We start from the raw sequence: 21,199 nt of genomic DNA, 5'->3' as shown, positions 1-21,199 counted from the left end.
TATGTTAACAAATAAACCTATTTTTTTGTAATAAAGTGTATCTTTTTAACAATTGTTTAGATAGGGTTACAGGAAATTTAGGAGGCCTTTACATGATTGGTGTTGAAAAAATTAAAATAGCCGATGTACCGCTGCTCCACATTGCCCAACAGGATCAATGGAATGATGAATTGCCATTTGTCATTTTTAACCATGGTTTTACAAGCAGAATGGAATTTAATCTCCATTATGCTTACCTCTTAGCGGAAAAAGGCTTTCGGGTTGTCCTGCCTGGTGCCCTTTATCATGGAGAAAGAAATGCTGGACAAGATGGATATAAGTTAAGCTTACACTTTTGGGACATCGTTTTGCAGACGATTGAGGAACTTGAAATTATTAAAGAATCCTTCGAAGACAAAAACATCATAGATCCAAAAAGGATAGGTGTTGTTGGCACTTCCATGGGCGGCATTGTAACCTTAGGTGCACTTGTGAAATATCCATGGATCAAAGCGGCTGTCAGTCTGATGGGGAATCCGCACTACGAGAAGTTCTCAGGGATGCAAATCGATGAGCTAAAAAAGAAAGGCTATGAGATTCCCCTTTCGGAGAGAGAATTATCACAATTAAGAGTTAGGCTCAGGGATTACGACTTAAGCTTGCAGCCAGAAAAGCTCAACGGCAGACCTCTGCTTTTTTGGCATGGAGAAAAGGATCCAGTTGTCCCTTTTAAACCAACATATCATTTTTATGAAACAATTATTCCTTTATATCAGGAAAATCCGGAAAAGCTAAAGTTTATCCGTGACAGCCATGCTGGGCATAAGGTAAGTGCTGCAGGAGTTTTGGAAACGGTGAAATGGTTTGAAACCTATTTGTAAAATTCCTGGTGTGCCTGGTTTTCTATTCAGCCAATAATTTGATATGATATCAGTAAATAGGCAAAAAAAAGGAGCGTGTGAAGATGGATCAGGACGTAAAAGACAGCATAATGGGTGCTCTAGAGCTTGTGGTAGACCCAGAACTTGGCATGGATATTGTAAATCTTGGTTTAGTATATGATGTCAAAATGGACGAAGAAGGGTTAACTACGATTGAAATGACATTAACATCGATGGGATGTCCTTTAGCTGGAACAATCGTTGAAAACGTTAAACAGGCGTTAGCAGACATTCCAGAAGTTAAGGGTGTTGATGTAAATATTGTCTGGAATCCGCCATGGTCAAAAGACCGCATGTCAAGATATGCTAAGATTGCATTAGGAATTCGCTAATTAAAGGAGATCTTTATGAAAAATAAAGTTATTTTAGTGAGCTCTGATCAGCTTGGAAAAGGGGATAAAGAGCTAGGGGAAGGTGTTCTTGAAACCTTCTTTACCTTATTAAAACAAAGGGAAGACCTCCCTGCAGCCGTTTTCTGTATGAATCGCGGGGTTTTTACGCTGACTGATGAATCCTTTGTCTCTGTTCACCTTAAGGAGCTTGAGGAAAAAGGTGTAGAGGTCGTCGCATGCAAGACATGTGTAGATTATTATGGAATAGAAGAAAAATTAGCAGCTGGCAAGATCAGCGGAATGCCTTATTTTATCGAGTTAGCATCTAAATATGAAGTTATCACTATTTCTTAGACAGCAGGAAACTTTCCTGCTGTTTTCTTTTTCTTCTTCTTTCTCTATTTATCCGTGAGTATGTGAGATATAGCACTTATTAAATGTTCAATATTTCCTATAATCAAATGGGAAAGATCACTAAGATATACATTTAACACGGAATTCTAGAAGGAGGATTATCCTGTGGCATTTAACCGTGATTTTGATAAAGATCCTTTTATTGTTATTTGGGAATTAACTAGAGCCTGTCAGCTTAAATGTCTGCATTGCCGTGCAGAGGCACAATATAGAAGAGATCCACGTGAATTATCCTTTGAAGAGGGAAAAGCATTAATTGATCAAATTTATGAAATGGACAATCCAATGCTAGTATTTACGGGCGGGGACCCGTTAATGCGCGAGGATGTATTTGATATCGCCGAATACGCAGTGAAAAAAGGTGTACGTGTTTCCATGACACCAAGTGCAACTCCGAATGTAACGAAAGAAGCAATTGAAAAGGCAAAGAATGTAGGATTATCCCGCTGGGCATTCAGCCTTGATGGGCCAAACGCTAAGGTTCATGACCATTTCCGCGGAACATCAGGTTCCTTCGATTTAACTATTGAGCGGATTAAATATTTGCATGAACTTGAAATCCCAGTACAAATCAATACAGTTATTTCACGTTATAACATCGATTATCTTGATGAAATGGCCGAATTAGTTGATAAGCTTGACTGTGTGCTTTGGAGTGTCTTTTTCCTTATTCCAACAGGAAGAGGGCAGGAATCTGATATGATTTCCCCCGTTGAACATGAGAAAGTGTTTATTTGGCTTTATGAACTGAGCAAAAAAGTCAAATTTGATATTAAAACAACTGCAGCACAGCATTACCGCCGTGTAGTTATCCAGCATAAAAGGCGGGAAGAAAAGGCGCAAAATAAGGATATTCAATATTTGGATGCCTTAACCCAACAAGGTTTGACTGGTTCTATTGATGGCTTAGGCAGGGCGCCAAAGGGTGTTAATGATGGTAATGGTTTCGTATTTATCTCTCATATTGGTGATGTTTATCCAAGCGGATTATTGCCAGTTAAAGCGGGAAATGTCAGAGAGCAGCCATTAGCAGAAATTTATCGGGAATCCCCAATTTTTAAAGATTTAAGAAACCCTGATAAATATAAAGGGAAATGCGGGGTTTGCGAGTTTAGAAATGTTTGCGGCGGATCACGTTCTCGTGCATATGCCATGACAGGTGATTATATGGAAAGTGAGCCATACTGTGTCTATATTCCAATGGCATTAAGAAAAAAAGAATCTTCCGCACAATAAGGGTCATTCCCCCGGAACCTCACTGGGGGCAGGGCCTTTTTATTTTATTCTATTCTTAAAACAGACGTATATATATAACCTAAGGGCGATGTGGTAAAATAGTTTAAAATCCCTCTTATTGGAGCTGATAGAATGGAAAAAGAAATGATAAGGGATCAGTTAAATAGGCCATTAAGAGATTTGCGGATTTCGGTAATTGACCGGTGCAATTTTCGCTGTACCTATTGTATGCCTGCAGAAATTTACGGGCCAGATTTTGCTTTTTTGCCAAAAAGCGAATTATTGAGCTATGAGGAGCTTGAACGTCTCGCCAAGGTATTTGTCAATCTGGGGGTTGAAAAAATAAGGCTTACAGGCGGTGAACCCTTGCTGAGAAAGGACCTTCCTTTACTTATTAAGAAGCTTTCAGCCATTGAAGGATTGCACGATATTGCTTTGACAACCAACGGCGTGCTTCTCAAAAGGTTTGCAAAAGACCTGAAAGATGCTGGTCTGCAGCGTGTGAATGTCAGCCTCGATTCGCTGGACAGCGAATTATTCGGAAAAATAAATGGCAGAAATGTCGGTGTCGATGTAGTCTTGTCCGGAATTAAGGCCACACAGGATGCTGGATTAGGCGTCAAAATCAATATGGTTGTGAAAAAAGGATTAAATGATTCTGAAATCATTCCAATGGCAAAGTACTGCAAGGAACAGGGGCTGCAGCTTCGCTTTATTGAATATATGGATGTAGGAAGTACTAATGGCTGGAAATTAGATGATGTTGTGACGAAAAAGGAAATTTACGAGATTTTAAAGGAACGGTATTTACTGGATCCCGTAGATCCCAACTATTTTGGCGAGGTTGCTAAGCGCTACCGTTACAAGGATTCCAAAGTAGAGGTCGGATTTATAACATCTGTTTCTGAGTCATTTTGTTCAAGCTGCACCCGGGCAAGATTATCAGCCAATGGCGAAATATATACCTGTCTCTTTAACGGAAACGGTCATGACATAAAGAACTTCATGCGTAAAGGGGTTTCAGATGAGGAAATCTCAAAGCGAGTAATAGATATTTGGAGCGGCAGAAATGATCGCTATTCCGATGAGCGCACGGAAGAGACAGTGAAGAACCGTAAAAAAATTGAAATGTCCTATATTGGGGGATAATAAAAAACTCTGTCTATTTGATTATTAGACAGAGTTTTTTTGTTATTATATATATCTTGGGAAGAGAATATTATTTTCGAGATGAACATGCATGAATGTTTGGCCTTCAAGAGCTTCAAGGCGCTTATATACAAGTGTGTATGTCCCGCATGCATCTAAAGGCAGCTGATAATCAGATGTCACTTCACGAAGCATGCTTAAAATTTTACCTACTTCATCGTGCTCTTTTTCGAGCTCAGTAATATAATTGACCATTTCTTCACGGTTTTCTGCTGCAGGATCATCAAGCTTCTTCAGCATTGGGAAAACAATGTCCTCCTCTTTCTGAGTATGCTCAATCATTTCCTTTTTAAATTGATAGAATAGCTCATAAACCTTAATTAGTTCTGGGTGGTTATCACCATGCACCTTTGATACCTTTGTTACATATGGGCTTAACTGGGCAAGCTCATCTAAAAGCGGCGCATGATAACGTGTGCTGATATGGCTGATGATGTCCGCAGAGCTGCTATCTGTCCAGACTTCCATATTATCAGTATTGTTTGCTTCTTTTGCAAAGACTTCATTTAGCTCATCCTTCAATTGTTCTAAATCAGCTGAACGCTCTGCTGCTGCAGTACTTAATGGAATATTTCCTCCGCAGCAAAAGTCGATGCGGTAGCGTTTAAACACGTCACTTGTTTTTGGCTGCTGGTTAACAATATCTTTTACTAATGTAGTTTCAGAAAAAGGCATATTCATATTGGATATCCTCCCTAAGCGTCATTATTTACATTCTTAGCATAAAGGAAATAGATAGCCTTTCAGGTGACCACAATCACACTTTCCTATGTTTTTTTCGAAAAACATTAAAAAACAGCGGCTGTGAGGTTTGTTATGTTGAAGGTAGTACTCCAAATATATAATATAAGGGTAGAATGCGTGGCAGGGAGCTGATACATATGACAGAAAGAAGAACTCCAATCCCAGTTGGAGAAGCAGTTAAACGTGTAATGAAATATCAAATGGACGGAAAAACAGAACAAATCTCAATTAATGAAAGCCTTAACCGATATTTGGCTAAGGATATTACAGCAACAAATGACGTTCCCCATTTTAACCGTTCACCGTATGACGGTTTTGCTGTCCGCTCGGCTGATACAGCTCAAGCTTCACAGACGAATCCTGTGGAATTTGAGGTTATCGATCATATTGGAGCGGGAGCAGTAACAAAGGAAAAAGTAGGTCCATTTCAGGCAGTAAGAATTATGACAGGCGCACAAATGCCAGATGAATGTGATGCGGTTGTTATGATTGAGCTGACAAAGACCTATGAAAAAGATGGGACAAACTACATGTCCCTGAAGCGCTCTCATAAGTCTGGGGAAAATGTTTCCTTTAAAGGTGAGGATGCAAAAAAAGGGGAAGTTCTCATTAAAAAAGGAACAAAAATCAATCCGGGTGTTCAGGCAATCCTAGCAACATTTGGCTATGCAATGGTACCTGTTGCGAAAAAGCCGGTTATTGGCGTGTATGCTACAGGCACCGAACTGCTGGATGTGGACGAGGCGTTAGAGCCAGGGAAAATCAGAAATAGCAATGCCTACATGATTGCAGCACAAATCGAACGTGCTGGAGGAGAAGCAAAATATTTTGGGAAGCTTCCAGATGATTTTGATACATGCTTTGAAGCAGTAAAAAATGCCATTGATCAGGCAGATATGCTTATAACAACTGGCGGTGTTTCAGTTGGCGATTTTGATTATCTGCCAGCTATATACGAAAAGCTTCAAGCAGAGGTTCTTTTTAATAAAGTGGCTATGCGTCCGGGAAGTGTAACAACAGTTGCTCAATTAAATGGCAAGCTGCTATTTGGCCTATCCGGCAATCCCTCTGCCTGCTATGTAGGGTTTGAACTTTTTACCCGGCCAATTGTCAGGAAGATGCTCTTCTCTAAAAAGCCGCATCTTCGCAAGGAACAAGCTGAGCTGCAGGTGGACTTTTTGAAAGCGAATCCTTTTACGAGATTTGTTCGAACTGCCCTTTCAGCGGCAGATGGAAGATTAACGGTTTCGCCAAGTGGTGTTGATAAGTCAAATATTGTTATGAGTTTAGCTGGAGCAAATTCTCTAATGGTCCTGCCTGGGGGAACAAGAGGGTTTGCTGCAGGATCAACAGTAGACGTCCTGCTGTTAGAAGACTTTACAGGAAGTGAATGGCCTTGGCAGGAAAGCCAGTAATCCTGCAGGTAACCGGGTATCAAAATAGCGGAAAAACAGAGCTGGTAAAGAAGCTTATTCAGCATGCCGCAAAAAAGGGGTATAGGACTGCGACGATTAAACACCATGGTCATGGCGGCAAGCCACATATTAAGGAAGAGAAAGATTCTTCCAAGCATGTCTCTTCAGGAGCAATTGCTGCGATTGCACAAGGGGAGGGCAGACTCCTGCTGCAGGCGGAAAAGAACAGCTGGACAGTAGACGAACAAATCGAACTGCTTGGTCCGCTGCGTCCTGACCTTATTTTAATAGAAGGGCATAAGAAAGAGAACTATCCGAAGATTGTCATCCTAAGAGACCAAAATGATCTGCACCTTCTAAAGGACCTTCCAAATATTGCAGCCGTTTTATATTGGAACCATCCTCTAAGGGGAAATTCTTTACCTTTTACAGAGGAAGAATTGACTGAATTGAAAAGAAGCTTTACATCCCTTGTTTTTTATAGCATTCATGAAGAATCCTTTTACGAATGGTTCTGTCAATATTTATACAAATTTTTGGATGAATAAAGGAATGGACAAGAAACCGTCAATATTTTGGCGGTTTTCTTTGTTCTGTGACAAGGTGCACTTAATTTTAAAAAGTTTATGTTTATATTGGAGATAGCAAGTTTAAGGAGGGTGTAAAGGTGAAAGATCTATGTATGCCAAAACAGCATGGAGCATGGGCGATGGTTATCATCCCATTTTGGCTTGGTGTGGCAGCATCGGGATTTACTTGGGCCCACATTCCTTTTTTTATGGGATGGCTTTTATTGTACCTGGCAACCTACCCAATGCTGATGCTATTTAAAAGAAAAAAAATCCAATATTATCGGAAATGGACACTAATCTATTTTGTCCCGGCAATCTTGCTGCTTATTATCCCGTTTTTGTACAGACCGGCTATTATCCTATTTGGGCTTATCATGATTCCGTTTTTTGCCGTCAATGCCTACTTTTCAGCGAAAAAGCAGGACAGGGCACTGGGAAATGATTTAAGTGCCATAGCTGTGTTTTCAATAGCGGGACTAGCTAGCGCCTTTTTGCCTCAAGGCGAAATCAATGAGATGGCAATCCTTATCTGCATTACATCATTTTTATTTTTCACAGGCTGTACGTTTTATGTAAAAACCATGGTCAGGAAAAAGAAAAATCTTACTTATAAGCGAGTTTCGTGGGGATATCATATTCTTATTGTTCTTTTATGGGCTATCTTTCGAGAATGGCTTATTGCGATAGCTTTGATCCCAAGCCTCATACGCGCATTTTATTTTTATGGCAAGGGCTTAACAATGAAAAAGCTCGGCATCCTCGAAATAGTCAACGCGGCCATCTTTTTCGTGGTTATGCTTATCAAAATATAGTACCTAGTACATGCTGATTTACACTTCCGCGGAAAAATGAAATTCTCTGTGCTGCAATCAACTGCTAAAATTGTATATTGAAAACAGAAAACGCCGGATTGGCGTTTTTTATTTTTGGACAAAACATGCAGGCATTAGACAGGTAAACTCATTGGAAAGATTGAAAACTTTTAGAAAAAGGGTTGATTTTATCTTTCTATCTTTCTATAATAAAGGAATAAATCGCTGTTAATAAATATAAATAAAAATGATTAAATATACAAACAATATTCAAAGGAAAGAATGAAGGGAGAAGCTATGAAGGTCTCAATTATAGGTACTACAGGTTATGGGGGAGCGGAACTGCTTCGTATACTGCACCAGCACCCTGAATTTCAAATCCAATCCATACACTCATCAAAACTGGAGGTTCCCATTTCTGAGGAATACCCCCATCTATATGGAGTTATAGATAAAGAACTTCAAAAAATTGATCCAGATAAGATTGCCAGCGAATCAGATATTGTGTTTTTCGCAACACCTTCTGGTATTTCGGCAAAATTAACAGGAGAGTTCATTAACAAGAATATTAGAATAATAGACCTTTCGGGAGATTTAAGACTGCCGGCAGAACAGTATAATGAATGGTATAAAAAGGAGCCAGCAGATCCGCAAATTAAGGAAAAGGCTGTCTACGGCCTAACTGAATGGAATAGAGAGGCAATTATAAACGCTGAATTAATTGCCAATCCGGGCTGCTACCCGACATCAGCACTCCTTGGTCTTGCGCCAGTCGTCAAGGCTGGGCTTATTGATCCTTCCAGCATAGTTGTTGACGCAAAGTCAGGAGTTTCCGGTGCGGGCCGGTCACTTGCAAGAACTTCAAGCTTTTCAGAAGCTAATGAAAATTTCAGAGCTTATAAGATTAATCAGCATCAGCATACTCCAGAGATTGAGCAGCAGCTCCTTCAATGGAATAAAGACATAGAACCGATTACGTTTACCACACATCTCTTGCCAATTACAAGAGGAATTATGACAACAAGCTACGTCAAACTCAACGGTAAACATACCACAAGCGAACTATTAGAACTGTATAAAGAAACATACAGCCGGAATCCTTTCGTCCGCGTTCGGCCTGAAAACAGCTATCCATCAGTAAAAGAGGTTGCGGGTTCCAATTATTGTGATATCGGCTTGCATGCCGATCCTAGAACAGGAAGGCTGACAATTATTTCAGTTATTGATAATTTAATGAAGGGGGCAGCTGGTCAGGCTGTTCAAAATGCAAATATCATGTGCGGACTAGAAGAAGAAACGGGATTGAATTTTGTTCCAATGTACCCATAAGGAGGAAGGTTGTCATGCAAGCATTGAAGTCAGAGGCAGTTAAGGAAATAGCCGGAGGAAGCATTGTTTCTCCAAAGGGGTATAAAGTAGCAGGCGTTCACGCTGGCCTAAGAAATGCGAAAAAAGATGTAGGCGTGATTATAAGTGAAATCCCTGCAAATTGTGCAGCAGTATATACAACAAGTATATTTCAGGCAGCGCCTTTAAAGGTTACACAAGAAAGCATTGCCAAAGAAGGATTGATTCAGGCAATGGTGGTCAACAGTGCCTGTGCTAATGCTTGTACTGGTGAAAAGGGGCTTAAAGATGCCTTCCAAATGAGAAAGTGGACGGCTGAAAAGTTTGGATTGAAAGAACACCATGTAGCGGTTGCCTCAACTGGCGTCATTGGAGAGTTTTTGCCAATGGATAAGATAGCAGCAGGAATCGAGTTGCTTGAACCAGCAAGTGACAGCAGTCATGCAGATGATTTTCAGACGGCTATTCTTACAACTGATTTGGTGATGAAAAACTGCTGCTACACGGTCGAAATTGACGGCAAGCAAATTGTCATGGGCGGTGCAGCTAAGGGGTCAGGAATGATTCATCCAAATATGGCGACTATGCTTGGGTTTATCACAACAGATGCTAATATCGAAAGCAAATATCTGCATCAAGCATTAAGATCTATTACTGATACAACTTTTAACCAGATTACTGTTGATGGAGATACATCAACAAATGACATGGTACTTGTTATGGCAAATGGAAAAGCCGAAAATCAGCCGTTGACACCAGAACATTCAGATTGGGATGTGTTTGTTGAGCTTCTTGCCAAAACATCTGAAAGCTTGGCAAAACAAATTGCCAAAGATGGAGAAGGAGCTACTAAATTAATCGAGGTTGAGGTCAAAGGGGCAAAAACTGATCTTGAAGCAAGAATGGCTGCAAAACAGGTTGTTGGCTCCAATCTAGTAAAGACAGCCATCTTTGGTGAAGATGCCAACTGGGGCAGAATTATCAGTGCTGTTGGCCAGAGCAATATCAATGTAAATCCTAATACGGTTGATATCGCTATTGGGCCAATTTCAATGCTAAAGAACAGTGAACCTCTTGAGTTTTCGGAAGAAGAAGCAAGTGAATATTTAAGAAACAAAAATATTCATATTTCTGTTGATCTTCATCTTGGAGAAGGAAAAGGCAAAGCATGGGGCTGTGACTTATCCTATGATTATGTAAAAATTAATGCAAGCTATCGCTCATAAGTAAGGGGGCATTCATTTTGAAAACAGTTTTAATCAAATGCGGCGGCAGTGTTCTAGATGAATTAACCTCCTCCTTTTTTAGCAGTCTAAAAGATTTGGAGAAACAAGGCTACCGGCTGTTATTTGTCCATGGCGGGGGTCCGGATATCAATAAAATGCTAGATTTATATAATATAGAGCATGAATTTGTAAATGGGCTAAGAAAAACGACGGCTGAGGCAATGGAAATCGTCGAAATGGTATTGTCCGGAAAAACAAACCGGAAGCTTGCTGCCATGCTAAATGCAAATGGCTTTAAAGCATTTGGGCTAAATGGCAGTGATGCAAAGGTCTTACAGGCTGAATTTATTGATGAAGAGAAACTGGGCTTTGTCGGCGATATTAAAAAGGTAAATATTGAAGCGATTTCCATGCTTCTTAACGATAACTATACACCTGTAATTACTCCCATTGCTTCTGGGGAAAATGGAATGAGGCTTAATGTCAATGCTGATTATGCAGCGGTTGCTATTGCCAAGGCCCTGAATGCTGACCATTTCCTTTTTGTAACAGATGTAGATGGAATTATGATCGATGGCCAGGTAGTTCAGCAGATCGACACGGATGAAATCGATAAGTATATTATTGATAAGCAGATAACGGGCGGCATGATTCCAAAGGTGAAATCTGCCATTGGCGCAATTGAGAGCGGCCTTCAAAGTGTAAGAATTGTTTCTGGGAAGAATCCATTTTTTGAAGGTGACCAATGGAACGGCACCGTGATCAAAGCAGGAGAGAAGGTTTATAAATGAGCTATTTATTTCCGATATATGCCCGTTGGGAGGTTGAGCCAGAAACCGCAGAGGGCAGTATTATGATTGGCAAGGATGGGAAAAGATACTTAGATTTTACGTCTGGCATTGGTGTGTGCAGTCTTGGGCACCGCCCAAAGAACGTCCAGGATGCGATAAGCAAGCAGCTTGACAAGTTTTGGCATGTATCTAACCTATTTATCCAGAGCGAACAAGAAACAGCTGCTAAGCTTTTAACTGAAGGTGCCGGGATGGACCTTGTATTCTTTGCAAATAGCGGTGCAGAGGCTAATGAAGGTGCCATTAAACTGGCTAGAAAAGCAACGGGAAGAGATAAGATTATCACGTTTGTTAACTCTTTTCATGGCCGAACATTTGCAACAATGGCAGCAACGGGCCAGGATAAAATCAAAACAGGCTTCGGTCCAATGCTTGAAAAATTTGTTTATCTTCCTTTTAACGATACTAAGGCTTTACAAGAGGAAATAGATCAGAATACTGCTGCTGTTATGCTCGAGGTTGTTCAAGGTGAAGGTGGTCTATACCCTGCTGAACAGGAGTTTTTAAACAGCATTCAGCAATTGTGCAAAGAAAATGGCGCTCTTTTCATTATTGATGAAGTCCAGACAGGGATTGGCCGGACAGGAAAGCCATTTGCGTTTCAGCATTACCAATTGACTCCTGATATTGTTACATCTGCTAAGGCACTTGGAAATGGCCTGCCAATCGGTGCGGTTATTGGGAGAAAGGCACTTGAGGATGTTTTTGGCCCTGGAAGCCATGGTTCAACATTTGGCGGAAATCCAGTATCTGTTGCAGCAGCCATAGAAACCATGAAAACCATCTTTAACGAAGAGTTTTTGGCATCTGTTGAACAAAAGAGCCAATATCTTTCTAAGAAACTAGCAGAAAACCTAGAATCTTTGGCTGAAGTGACAACGATTCGCGGATTGGGAATGATGATTGGCATTGAAACAACCATCGAACTGCCAATATTATTAAAGAAATTAAGGGAAAAGGGCCTGCTTGCCCTGCCGGCCGGGCAGAACACATTGCGGCTTCTTCCTCCATTAACAGTAACTGAAGAAGAAATGGATGAAGCGGTTGAAATTCTTCATATGGTTTTAAAGGAATTTTAGATAAAAAAAGCTGGTAATATTTTTTCTGAGTTAGCTGGAGTGGAGGCTAACGGCCTAGTTTAACATAGTGAATTTTCAAGAACAGCCATTTCGGCTGATTCTTTTTCACTAGAAATGCATAAAAATAAGACGATTTAAATAAATATGCGAAAAGGTTGAGGTGGATCATGAAAGGATACTTATATATTAATGATAATTTGACAGGTGAAGGTAATTGGCTTTCAGGTCTGCCAACTGAAGATATCAGTGCAGAGATCGTTTTTTATTCCGGAATGACGGGTTTTCAGGAAGTTTTAACAAGTCCGGAATACAAAGGGAAGATTGTTGTATTTACTTACCCAATTATTGGTTGCAGCGGAATTAGTGAGAAATTCCTGGCTGTTAAGCCGACTGTCGCTGGAGCAGTGGTGTATGAAGCTAGCAAATACCCATCCCATTTTGAAAAAGCAGCTTCATTGAATATGTATCTTAAAAAATGGAATATCCCGTTTATTGATCATGTGGATACAAGAGCTATTGTTAAAAAAATTCGTGGCAAACAATCAGTTAAAGCAATAATCACAGCTAAGCAAAACGAGATGCAGCATGATATGGAAAAAAGGAGTGTAATCAGCTATGTCTAAAAATCCCACTATTCAATCTATTCTAGTTATTGGTTCCGGTCCGATAGTTATAGGCCAGGCCGCAGAATTTGATTATGCAGGGACACAGGCATGTGCAGCCCTGAAAGAAGAAGGATACAAAGTTATCCTTGTTAATAATAATCCAGCAACCATTATGACTGATCCTACGTTTGCCGATCAAATTTACTTTGAGCCATTAACAGTTGACAGTATCGAAAAAATTATTAAAAAAGAGCGACCGGATGGAATTTTAGCAACATTGGGCGGTCAAACGGGATTAAACTTAGCCTTTAAGCTTGATGAGCAGGGCATTTTGGAAAAGTATAATGTAAAGCTTCTAGGGAGCTCGATTGAGTCCATTAAAAAAGGCGAGGATCGTGAGGCCTTCCGAAAATTGATGAATGAATTGAATGAACCTGTTCCGGAAAGTGAAATTGTTCATGATGTTGAAAAATCCATTGAATTCGCAGAAAAAATAGGGTTTCCAATCATTATTCGCCCAGCATATACACTTGGAGGCACTGGCGGCGGCATCGCCAATGATATGGATGAATTGATTTCCCTTGTGGGCGGAGGTCTCCATGAGAGTGCGATTGGCCAATGTTTAATTGAAAAAAGTATTGCAGGCTACAAAGAGATTGAATTTGAGGTAATGCGCGACTCAGATGATACAGCAATCATTGTCTGCAGTATGGAAAATATTGATCCTGTGGGCGTCCATACAGGGGATTCTATCGTTGTAGCACCGGCTTTGACCTTAGCAGATGATGAATTTCAAATGCTTAAAAAGGCCTCACTTAAGATCATCTCAGCTTTAGGGGTTATTGGAGGGTGCAACATTCAATTTGCTTTAGATCCAAATAGCAAGAATTATTATCTGATTGAGGTAAATCCTCGTGTCAGCAGATCTTCTGCTCTAGCTTCAAAGGCTACAGGATATCCAATTGCCAGAATTGCTGCAAAGCTCGCCATCGGGCATACTTTGGCTGATTTAACCAATCCGCTGACTGGTCAATCATTTGATCATTTTGAGCCATCTGTGGACTATGCTGTTGTAAAATTCCCTAAATGGGCATTTGATAAATTCCCATTCGCTGACCGAAAGCTTGGCACACAAATGAAGGCCACAGGTGAAGTCATGGCTATTGACAGAAATCTGGAGCGTGCATTAATGAAGGCTGTTCATTCTTTGGAGGGCAGTGGAATTGATTTAAAGGTTCCAGCGCTGCAAAAAATGACTAATGAACAATTAGAGGAACTACTTAAACAGCAGACTGATGAGCGCTTCTTTGTCACCTTGGAGTTATTAAGACGCGGCTATACTGTTGAAACATTATATGAGATAACGAAAATTGATTATCTTTTCCTAAATACTTTGAATGGACTTATTGAGTTAGAAAAAGAAATTTCAAGCTTGAATATGGATTCTGTAACGAAAGAGAAGCTTCAGCTATTTAAGGAGAAAGGCTTTAGTGATGCATATTTGGCAGCGGAGTGGGGAGTATCAGAGAAGGAACTGAGAAGTTTCCGCAAATCAATGGATATTTTTCCTGTTTATAAGACAGTTGATACATGTGCGGGGGTCTCTGCAGCTGACTCAAATTATTATTATTCCAGCTATTTTGGAGAGAATGAGCAGGTACAAAGCAATAAACGAAAAGTGCTGATTATTGGAAGCGGGCCAATCCGTATCGGCCAAGGGGTTGAATTTGATTATTGCTCCGTTCAGGGGGTCTTTGCCTTAAAAGAAGAGGGCATTGAAACCATTATGATTAATAACAATCCAGAAACGGTAAGTACAGATTATTCGACTGCGGATAGACTCTATTTTGAGCCGCTTATCATAGAAGATGTTTTAAATGTTATTGAGACAGAGGGAATAGATGAAGTCATTATCCAATTTGGCGGGCAGACTGCGGTAAATCTTGCTGCTGAATTAGAGACATATGGAGTAACAATACTTGGCACTGATTCACAGACAATTGACATGCTTGAAGACCGCAAGCTGTTTTATCAGCTCTTGGACGATTTGCAAATACCTCATATTGAGGGTGATGTTGTACTGAATGAGCAAGAACTTGATAAAGCAGTTGAAAAAATCGGCTTTCCAATTCTAGTCCGTCCATCCTATGTTATTGGCGGAAAAGGGATGGAAATTATCAATAACCAATCTGAATATGAAAAGTTTATTGAAAAAGGCGGGATTCCTTATCCGATTCTTGCAGATAAATTTTTACAGGCAACAGAAGCTGAACTTGATCTAGCGACAGATGGGGAATTTATTTTTGCACCAATGATTATGGAACATGTTGAAAAGACAGGTGTCCATTCGGGTGATAGTATTTCCATCCTTCCTCCAAAGCATTTATCGCCTGTTGTGCAGGATAAAATGGTTAATTATGGTAAATTAATTAGTCAAAAGCTAAATTATAAAGGGCTAATGAATATCCAATATATTGTTGATGGTGAGAAGGTTTATGTGCTAGAGGTTAACCCGCGTGCCAGCAGAACAATACCAATTATCAGCAAGGTTACTGGAATCCAATTGGTTCACATTGCGACAAAAATATTGCTTGGGAAATTAAAATTGTCGAAAGATGAAACAGTAATAAATACTGAAACCGCATTTACATGTGTGAAATACCCTATTTTTTCCAATTATGCATTAAAAGGCTTGGATATTAAGGTTGGACCTGAAATGAAATCAACCGGGGAAGGCATCTCTTTGGCTAATAGCTTTGATGAGGCAATAAGAAAAGCTTACCATACTAATTTAAAGAAGTCAGACAAATGGCAGGTTGTTATCACAGATAATCTCGAGCAGGATGTTTGGTCAGACCTTGCTTCTAAAGCTGGGGTTGAAGCGATTTTCTCTGCTGATGCAGATTCGTTTCTTAAAGAAGAAAAAACCATTGCCCTATTTAATCCAAATCAGCAGGACTGTGATATTCAAATGAGGGAAACAGCCGTGAAAAATCGCGTCATCACCTTTACTGAAAAAGAAACATTTATTGCATTTTTGAATTCGCTGAAAATACAGGACTGGGAAGTCTTTTCTATTGGGGAATGGCAGGAACAAGCAAATATAAAAATGATGATCGGTTCCAAATAAAGAGGAGTGAAAACAGATGGCTTCAATACAATTGGCTAGCAAAAGCCTTAATATAAAAGGAAAGGATTTCCTTACACTTGAGGAATTTTCACCAGAAGTTATTCATGGTCTGCTTGCAAAAGCGAAAGCATTAAAGAGTGCTTCATTGCTTGGTGAACATCCATCTCCATTAAAGGGGAAAATTTTAGGAATGATTTTTGAAAAGTCTTCTACACGTACACGCGTGTCTTTTGAAGCAGGCATGATTCAGCTGGGAGGAAATGCCCTATATTTAAACAGCCAGGATCTTCAGCTTGGCAGAGGGGAGTCAATCGCTGATACAGCTAAGGTTCTTTCCCATTATGTAGATGCGATCATGATCCGCACCTTTTCACATGATACCATTGAGGAGCTTGCCTTACATGCAACGATTCCTGTAATCAATGGATTAACGGATTTATATCATCCATGCCAGGCAATGGCCGACTTGCTGACGATTCAGGAAGAAAAGGGCACATTAGCAGGTTTAAAGCTTACCTATGTTGGGGATGGAAACAATGTAGCACATTCGTTAATGATTGCGGCAGCAAAAGTGGGTATGCATTTTACGATCGCCAGTCCTAAAGGATACGAGCCAGAAGCATCCATTGTCAAAAATGCAATGGAATATGCTAAAGCTAGCGGCGGAAGTGTAAAGGTTTTGAATGATCCAATGGAAGCAGTGCTAGACGCAGACGTTATCTATACAGATGTTTGGACAAGTATGGGACAGGAAAGCGAAAACCAGCACAGACTTCAAGTATTTAACAGCTATCAAATAAACGATGCACTTGTTGAGGGTGCTAAAAAAGACTTTACTTTCCTTCACTGTCTTCCAGCTCACAGAGGCGAAGAAGTAACAGCAGAAATCATTGACGGGACAAACTCTGTTGTCTTCCAGCAAGCTGGCAACCGACTTCACGCCCAAAAAGCAATCCTTGCGGAATTACTATAGCACTTTAAAGCATCGGGGTCCTGTCCCCCGGCACTTTAAAGCGTTAGCGCAATGGGGGCCTGTCCCCCAATAGTTTAAAGCGTTAATGTGATAGGGTCAGTCCCCCAGCGGGATTGGCCCTTTTTTTGGCAAAATATTCTTTCATGATGATTTTAACTAGGGAAATAATATAAAGGATTAAATGATAAAGGAGGGGATCCCAAAGATGGGACAAAACCGTCAATTTAAGGCTGGCCAGAAGGCACCAAATAACGGTATTTATATTGAAGTTGGTGAAACAGGAAGCAATGTAGTGAACCCTCAAATGATCAAGCTAAAAGCTGGAGACAGTTTCCCGGAAAACGCGAATCACAACCGCGTCTGGACATACCAAAGGAAGCCTTAAATCTGTTTGTGAACATATTATGTATCCTCATTCGCCATCCTTTTAAGGATGGCTTTACATATGCTATAATTTATTTAAAGGTCAAAAAAGGTCAAAGGAGGTTACTGTTTATGGATTTGAACCGGATGACAGAGCGCTTACAGAGTGGGTTTGTGGCAGCCCAGACTCTAGCCTTAAAATGGCAGCATCAAGAAGTTGATGATATACATCTGTTTCTTTCCCTGCTTGAACAGGACAATAGCCTTGTTTTATCTATCCTTGAAAAGCTTAATATTTCTGGCGAAAAAGTCAAAACACAATTACAGCAGGCGCTTAGGAAAAAGCCGCAGGTGTCCGGAACTGGTGCCGAACAAGGAAAACTTTATATAACGGCTAGGCTGCAGAGAATTTTAGCGGATGCTGATTCGATCATGAAACGGTTTAATGACGAATTCCTTTCTGTTGAACATATTTTTATGGCAGCTACAGCCAGCAGCCAGTCGGAAATTGCCTCCATTCTAAGGGCAGAAGGCTTAAATGCGGACAATGCAGAACAAGCCATTAAAGAGCTAAGGGGGAATCAGCGAGTGACATCTCAAAATCCAGAAGCAACCTATGATGCATTAAAAAAATATGGCAGAGATTTAGTTGCTGAAGTAAAAGCTGGAAAAGTTGATCCGGTTATTGGCAGAGACGGAGAAATTAGAAATGTAATCCGCATTCTTTCCAGAAAAACAAAAAATAACCCAGTCTTAATCGGTGAGCCAGGGGTAGGGAAAACAGCCATTGTTGAAGGATTAGCGCAAAGAATTGTCCGAAAAGATGTTCCGGAAGGCTTAAAGGACAAGACGATATTTTCTTTGGACATGAGCTCGCTTATTGCAGGGGCAAAATTTAGAGGGGAATTTGAAGAACGCTTAAAAGCGGTCCTTAACGAAATTAAAAAAAGCGATGGGCAAATTTTGCTCTTTATTGATGAGATTCATACCATCGTGGGCGCTGGGAAGACAGAAGGTGCCATGGATGCTGGAAATATGCTCAAACCTATGCTTGCCAGGGGAGAACTTCATTGTATTGGCGCGACCACACTTGAAGAACACCGTAAATATATTGAGAAAGATCCGGCATTGGAAAGACGGTTCCAGCAAGTTCTTGTTCAGGAACCAAACATCGAAGATACCATATCCATTCTTAGAGGATTAAAAGAACGTTATGAAATTCACCATGGGGTCAATATTCATGATAGAGCATTAGTAGCGGCAGCCACCTTGTCCGACCGCTATATTACGGACCGCTTTTTGCCCGATAAAGCCATTGATTTAGTGGACGAAGCGTGTGCTATGATCCGTACTGAAATTGATTCAATGCCTGCAGAGCTTGATGAAGTAACTAGAAGGATGATGCAGCTGGAAATTGAAGAGGCTGCCTTAAGAAAAGAAAGTGATGAGGCCAGCAAAGCAAGATTGCATGTGCTGCAAAAGGAACTGGCAGAACAAAAAGAAAAGGCCCATGAAATGAAAGCGAAATGGCAGCTTGAAAAGGAAGGCATTCAGCAGGTTCGAGAAAAACGTGAGCTTCTTGAGAAACTAAGGCGTGAACTTGAAGAAGCAGAAAATGACTATAATTTAAATAAAGCGGCTGAACTTCGTCATGGCCGAATCCCGGCATTAGAGAAAGAACTAAAACTTCTGGAACAAGAAGTGAATGAAAAAAAGGGCGATCGTTTATTAAGAGAAGAGGTAACAGAAGACGAAATTTCCAGTATTGTGGCAAAGTGGACTGGGATTCCTGTTGCCAAACTTGTTGAGGGCGAAAGAGAGAAGCTGCTGCGGTTGGAGAGTATTCTCCATGAAAGGGTAATTGGGCAGGATGAAGCAGTGGAACTTGTATCTGATGCAGTTCTCCGTGCCCGAGCTGGGATAAAGGATCCTAATCGTCCAATTGGCTCTTTCATTTTTCTTGGACCTACGGGTGTTGGTAAAACAGAATTGGCGAAAGCCTTGGCGCAAAGCTTATTTGACAGTGAAGAGCAGATTATCCGCATTGACATGTCTGAATACATGGAAAAGCATGCGGTTTCAAGACTGATTGGCGCCCCTCCAGGATATGTCGGCTATGAAGAAGGCGGCCAGCTGACAGAAGCAGTCAGAAGGATGCCGTACTCAGTTATTCTTCTTGATGAAATTGAAAAAGCGCATCCAGAGGTCTTTAATATTCTCCTGCAAATGCTTGATGATGGCAGAATTACAGATTCACAAGGAAGAACCGTTGATTTCAAGAATACGGTAATTATCATGACTTCAAATATTGGCTCGCATTTCTTGCTTGAACGCGTCGGCGAGGCTGAAAATATTAATGAAGAAACTCGTGAAAAAGTGATGGGTCAGTTAAGAGCGCACTTCCGCCCTGAATTTTTAAATCGGGTGGATGAAATCATTCTATTTAAGCCGCTGGCCTTAAATGAAATCAAGGGAATTGTTTCGAAGCTGATTAAGGAACTGCAAAATCGCCTGTCAGATCAGAATATCGATTTAACTATATCAGAAGATGCCAAGGAATATATTGCTGAAAATGGATTTGATCCTGTATTTGGTGCAAGGCCGCTAAAACGGTTTATACAAAGAAATGTGGAAACCAAGCTGGCTAGAAAGATTATTGCAGGCGATGTTAAGGATAACTGCGAAGTACTGATTTCTGTGAAAAACAGTGAACTTTCCATTGAGGTCAAATAAAAAAGTCATCCTCGTGCAGGATGACTTTTGTTTCTTAATGAAGGCCTTCTTTTCCCGCTGGTTCAGCCGGAATAATAGCTGATACAACAAAAATAAGGATTGTTGCAATAACACCAAGAATGGAAGCCGCTTGGAAGTCGTACGCTTCGCCAAGCATTGAACTAACAACATAAGTTAACATATGAACAAGAAGAAAAGTCCAGAAAAATGTCCAAAAGAACCTCATTATTTTCACCTCTGACAAAATAAAATCTCATATCATCTTATCATAAGCCTTGCAATAAAGGAAGTATAGGCGATCTTAAAATTAGCTGTGATAAAGATCAATCAAAGGTCTTTTACTTGGTAAAACCACCCATCCCCGTTTAAATTAGGCATTTCCCCCGTTCATTTTAAAAAATGCATCATACATTAATAGAAGTATGGTATAAAGGAGTGCTATCATGGAAAACCGGAACTTTCTGCTGGATACCGAGTGGAGTATGATCCACTATCCCGATAAGCCAAGTGGTTTCGGTATCCTCATTATCGGTGATGAAAGACATTTTGTTCATAGCGAAGGAAGCTTTTGGACGCAAAATGAAGGGAAATTTAATCTAATAAAGAAGCTCAATGAAGAGGGCTATACAATATTCTATTCAAATCTTTACGGGAAAAATTGGGGCAGCGATAAAGCTGTTAGGATGGCAAAAAGATTATATGAACACATGATGAGAACAGAAATATTAAATGGGAAAATCCATTTAATTGCTGAGGGCATGGGGGCACTGATTGCCCTAAAACTAATGCATGAAATGAGCAACAGTGATGAAGCCAGTCTGATTCGTACCTGTGTGTTAATTAATCCGATTCTTTCACTAAAGGATCACCTAGAGCAGGAAAGGGAACATTATTTTTTTTATAAAAATCTAGTAAAAGAGCTCGCAATGGCATTTGAAATGGATGAATCCCTCGTGCCTGCATCGATACAGGACCACCAAGGGAACTTTGAAAAATATCGTGTGCCTGTGAAAATCATTCATGTTTTAAAGGACAGCCGAGCGTATAAACAGGCAAAACGTTTAAAAGCATTATCAGTAAATTCCAGAAAAAAAGAACTCCCCATCTCGATTTGCTATCTTCTTCCAGAAAAAAGCAAAGAAACGGGTTCCCATATCATTAAATTTTTAAAAAGACATGAGCTGATACTATAAAAAATCTTTATTGCTCTGTCCAAATGAAATAAATCCACATTCTTC

20 protein-coding genes are annotated in these 21,199 nt (G+C 40.3%); 18 read left to right on the top strand and 2 right to left on the bottom strand.

Going from position 1 to position 21,199, the window contains the following annotated elements; all coding sequences use genetic code 11:
* The first annotated feature begins 92 nt into the window (after positions 1-92).
* The 5 genes from AC1Q59_RS18995 to moaA all read left to right on the top strand — a co-directional run bounded on the left by AC1Q59_RS18995 (position 93) and on the right by moaA (position 4,051).
* On the top strand, positions 93-860 hold the full coding sequence (locus AC1Q59_RS18995; protein WP_492367438.1) for a prolyl oligopeptidase family serine peptidase: 768 nt from the start codon (positions 93-95) through the stop codon (positions 858-860).
* Between the two features lie 83 nt (positions 861-943).
* Positions 944-1,252, top strand: a complete 309-nt coding sequence (locus AC1Q59_RS18990) for a metal-sulfur cluster assembly factor (RefSeq protein ID WP_492367437.1) — start codon at positions 944-946, stop codon at positions 1,250-1,252.
* 15 nt (positions 1,253-1,267) lie between these two features.
* Positions 1,268-1,606 (top strand): DsrE family protein, encoded by a 339-nt coding sequence (locus tag AC1Q59_RS18985; RefSeq protein ID WP_492367436.1) that lies wholly within the window; start codon positions 1,268-1,270, stop codon positions 1,604-1,606.
* A gap of 165 nt (positions 1,607-1,771) precedes the next feature.
* Entirely contained in the window at positions 1,772-2,902 is a 1,131-nt protein-coding gene (locus AC1Q59_RS18980; protein WP_492367435.1) for a TIGR04053 family radical SAM/SPASM domain-containing protein, read from the top strand.
* A 132-nt stretch (positions 2,903-3,034) separates the two neighbouring features.
* A complete protein-coding gene (gene moaA, locus AC1Q59_RS18975) occupies positions 3,035-4,051 on the top strand; it encodes a GTP 3',8-cyclase MoaA (protein ID WP_492367434.1) in 1,017 nt (338 codons plus the stop codon).
* Between the two features lie 45 nt (positions 4,052-4,096).
* On the opposite strand, the gene ric is transcribed toward moaA, so the two are convergent.
* Positions 4,097-4,792: an iron-sulfur cluster repair di-iron protein gene (gene ric / locus AC1Q59_RS18970; RefSeq protein ID WP_492367433.1), complete on the bottom strand. Its 696-nt coding sequence runs from the start codon at positions 4,790-4,792 to the stop codon at positions 4,097-4,099.
* 200 nt (positions 4,793-4,992) lie between these two features.
* Between ric and AC1Q59_RS18965 the strand changes: the two genes are divergently transcribed.
* From AC1Q59_RS18965 to clpB, 12 genes are all read left to right on the top strand, one after another.
* The gene (locus tag AC1Q59_RS18965) at positions 4,993-6,270 is read left to right on the top strand and encodes a molybdopterin molybdotransferase MoeA (RefSeq protein ID WP_492367432.1); all 1,278 of its coding nucleotides are present in this window, start codon (positions 4,993-4,995) and stop codon (positions 6,268-6,270) included.
* Positions 6,246-6,818 (top strand): molybdopterin-guanine dinucleotide biosynthesis protein B, encoded by a 573-nt coding sequence (mobB, locus tag AC1Q59_RS18960; protein ID WP_492367431.1) that lies wholly within the window; start codon positions 6,246-6,248, stop codon positions 6,816-6,818. The genes AC1Q59_RS18965 and mobB overlap by 25 nt, the downstream gene beginning before the upstream one ends.
* A 119-nt stretch (positions 6,819-6,937) precedes the next feature.
* Positions 6,938-7,654 carry a YwiC-like family protein gene (locus tag AC1Q59_RS18955; RefSeq protein WP_492367430.1) on the top strand — a complete coding sequence of 239 codons (717 nt, stop codon included), beginning with the start codon at positions 6,938-6,940 and terminating at the stop codon, positions 7,652-7,654.
* A 297-nt stretch (positions 7,655-7,951) separates the two neighbouring features.
* Complete coding sequence (argC, locus tag AC1Q59_RS18950; RefSeq protein ID WP_492367429.1) at positions 7,952-8,983, top strand: N-acetyl-gamma-glutamyl-phosphate reductase; 1,032 nt, start codon at positions 7,952-7,954, stop codon at positions 8,981-8,983.
* Between the two features lie 14 nt (positions 8,984-8,997).
* Positions 8,998-10,227, top strand: a complete 1,230-nt coding sequence (argJ, locus tag AC1Q59_RS18945; protein ID WP_492367428.1) for a bifunctional ornithine acetyltransferase/N-acetylglutamate synthase — start codon at positions 8,998-9,000, stop codon at positions 10,225-10,227.
* Between the two features lie 17 nt (positions 10,228-10,244).
* The gene (gene argB, locus AC1Q59_RS18940) at positions 10,245-11,018 is read left to right on the top strand and encodes an acetylglutamate kinase (RefSeq protein ID WP_492367427.1); all 774 of its coding nucleotides are present in this window, start codon (positions 10,245-10,247) and stop codon (positions 11,016-11,018) included.
* Complete coding sequence (gene argD, locus AC1Q59_RS18935; RefSeq protein ID WP_492367426.1) at positions 11,015-12,157, top strand: acetylornithine transaminase; 1,143 nt, start codon at positions 11,015-11,017, stop codon at positions 12,155-12,157. Before argB ends, argD begins: the two co-directional genes overlap by 4 nt.
* Positions 12,158-12,324: 167 nt before the next feature.
* Entirely contained in the window at positions 12,325-12,780 is a 456-nt protein-coding gene (locus AC1Q59_RS18930; protein ID WP_492367425.1) for a carbamoyl-phosphate synthase domain-containing protein, read from the top strand.
* Positions 12,773-15,892: a carbamoyl-phosphate synthase (glutamine-hydrolyzing) large subunit gene (carB, locus tag AC1Q59_RS18925; RefSeq protein WP_492367424.1), complete on the top strand. Its 3,120-nt coding sequence runs from the start codon at positions 12,773-12,775 to the stop codon at positions 15,890-15,892. The genes AC1Q59_RS18930 and carB overlap by 8 nt, the downstream gene beginning before the upstream one ends.
* Before the next feature lie 16 nt (positions 15,893-15,908).
* A complete protein-coding gene (gene argF, locus AC1Q59_RS18920) occupies positions 15,909-16,865 on the top strand; it encodes an ornithine carbamoyltransferase (protein WP_492367423.1) in 957 nt (318 codons plus the stop codon).
* 205 nt (positions 16,866-17,070) lie between these two features.
* Positions 17,071-17,250 carry a YjzC family protein gene (locus tag AC1Q59_RS18915; RefSeq protein ID WP_492367422.1) on the top strand — a complete coding sequence of 60 codons (180 nt, stop codon included), beginning with the start codon at positions 17,071-17,073 and terminating at the stop codon, positions 17,248-17,250.
* A gap of 110 nt (positions 17,251-17,360) precedes the next feature.
* Positions 17,361-19,961, top strand: coding sequence for an ATP-dependent chaperone ClpB (clpB, locus tag AC1Q59_RS18910; protein ID WP_492367421.1), 2,601 nt, complete (start codon positions 17,361-17,363; stop codon positions 19,959-19,961).
* Between the two features lie 34 nt (positions 19,962-19,995).
* Here clpB and AC1Q59_RS18905 read toward each other — a convergent pair whose 3' ends face one another.
* A complete protein-coding gene (locus AC1Q59_RS18905; protein WP_492367420.1) occupies positions 19,996-20,187 on the bottom strand; it encodes a DUF2929 family protein in 192 nt (63 codons plus the stop codon).
* Between the two features lie 217 nt (positions 20,188-20,404).
* On the opposite strand from AC1Q59_RS18905, the gene AC1Q59_RS18900 reads away from it, so the two are divergent.
* Positions 20,405-21,154 (top strand): hydrolase, encoded by a 750-nt coding sequence (locus tag AC1Q59_RS18900; RefSeq protein ID WP_492367419.1) that lies wholly within the window; start codon positions 20,405-20,407, stop codon positions 21,152-21,154.
* The last annotated feature ends 45 nt before the right edge of the window (positions 21,155-21,199 follow it).

It is taken from the genome of Cytobacillus sp. MT66, from assembly GCF_058792595.1.
The sequence above is the reverse complement of the archived record's forward strand: the minus strand, read 5'-3'. Positions and strand labels throughout refer to the sequence as shown.

Bases quoted from the DNA above. Each gene is read 5' to 3' on its own strand.
- AC1Q59_RS18995 (WP_492367438.1), top strand. From the start codon at position 93: ATGATTGGTGTTGAAAAAATTAAAATAGCCGATGTACCGCTGCTCCAC.
- AC1Q59_RS18990 (WP_492367437.1), top strand. From the start codon at position 944: ATGGATCAGGACGTAAAAGACAGCATAATGGGTGCTCTAGAGCTTGTG.
- AC1Q59_RS18985 (WP_492367436.1), top strand. From the start codon at position 1,268: ATGAAAAATAAAGTTATTTTAGTGAGCTCTGATCAGCTTGGAAAAGGG.
- moaA (WP_492367434.1), top strand. From the start codon at position 3,035: ATGGAAAAAGAAATGATAAGGGATCAGTTAAATAGGCCATTAAGAGAT.
- ric (WP_492367433.1), bottom strand. From the start codon at position 4,792: ATGAATATGCCTTTTTCTGAAACTACATTAGTAAAAGATATTGTTAAC.
- AC1Q59_RS18965 (WP_492367432.1), top strand. From the start codon at position 4,993: ATGACAGAAAGAAGAACTCCAATCCCAGTTGGAGAAGCAGTTAAACGT.
- mobB (WP_492367431.1), top strand. From the start codon at position 6,246: ATGGCCTTGGCAGGAAAGCCAGTAATCCTGCAGGTAACCGGGTATCAA.
- argC (WP_492367429.1), top strand. From the start codon at position 7,952: ATGAAGGTCTCAATTATAGGTACTACAGGTTATGGGGGAGCGGAACTG.
- argJ (WP_492367428.1), top strand. From the start codon at position 8,998: ATGCAAGCATTGAAGTCAGAGGCAGTTAAGGAAATAGCCGGAGGAAGC.
- argD (WP_492367426.1), top strand. From the start codon at position 11,015: ATGAGCTATTTATTTCCGATATATGCCCGTTGGGAGGTTGAGCCAGAA.
- AC1Q59_RS18930 (WP_492367425.1), top strand. From the start codon at position 12,325: ATGAAAGGATACTTATATATTAATGATAATTTGACAGGTGAAGGTAAT.
- carB (WP_492367424.1), top strand. From the start codon at position 12,773: ATGTCTAAAAATCCCACTATTCAATCTATTCTAGTTATTGGTTCCGGT.
- argF (WP_492367423.1), top strand. From the start codon at position 15,909: ATGGCTTCAATACAATTGGCTAGCAAAAGCCTTAATATAAAAGGAAAG.
- AC1Q59_RS18915 (WP_492367422.1), top strand. From the start codon at position 17,071: ATGGGACAAAACCGTCAATTTAAGGCTGGCCAGAAGGCACCAAATAAC.
- clpB (WP_492367421.1), top strand. From the start codon at position 17,361: ATGGATTTGAACCGGATGACAGAGCGCTTACAGAGTGGGTTTGTGGCA.
- AC1Q59_RS18905 (WP_492367420.1), bottom strand. From the start codon at position 20,187: ATGAGGTTCTTTTGGACATTTTTCTGGACTTTTCTTCTTGTTCATATG.
- AC1Q59_RS18900 (WP_492367419.1), top strand. From the start codon at position 20,405: ATGGAAAACCGGAACTTTCTGCTGGATACCGAGTGGAGTATGATCCAC.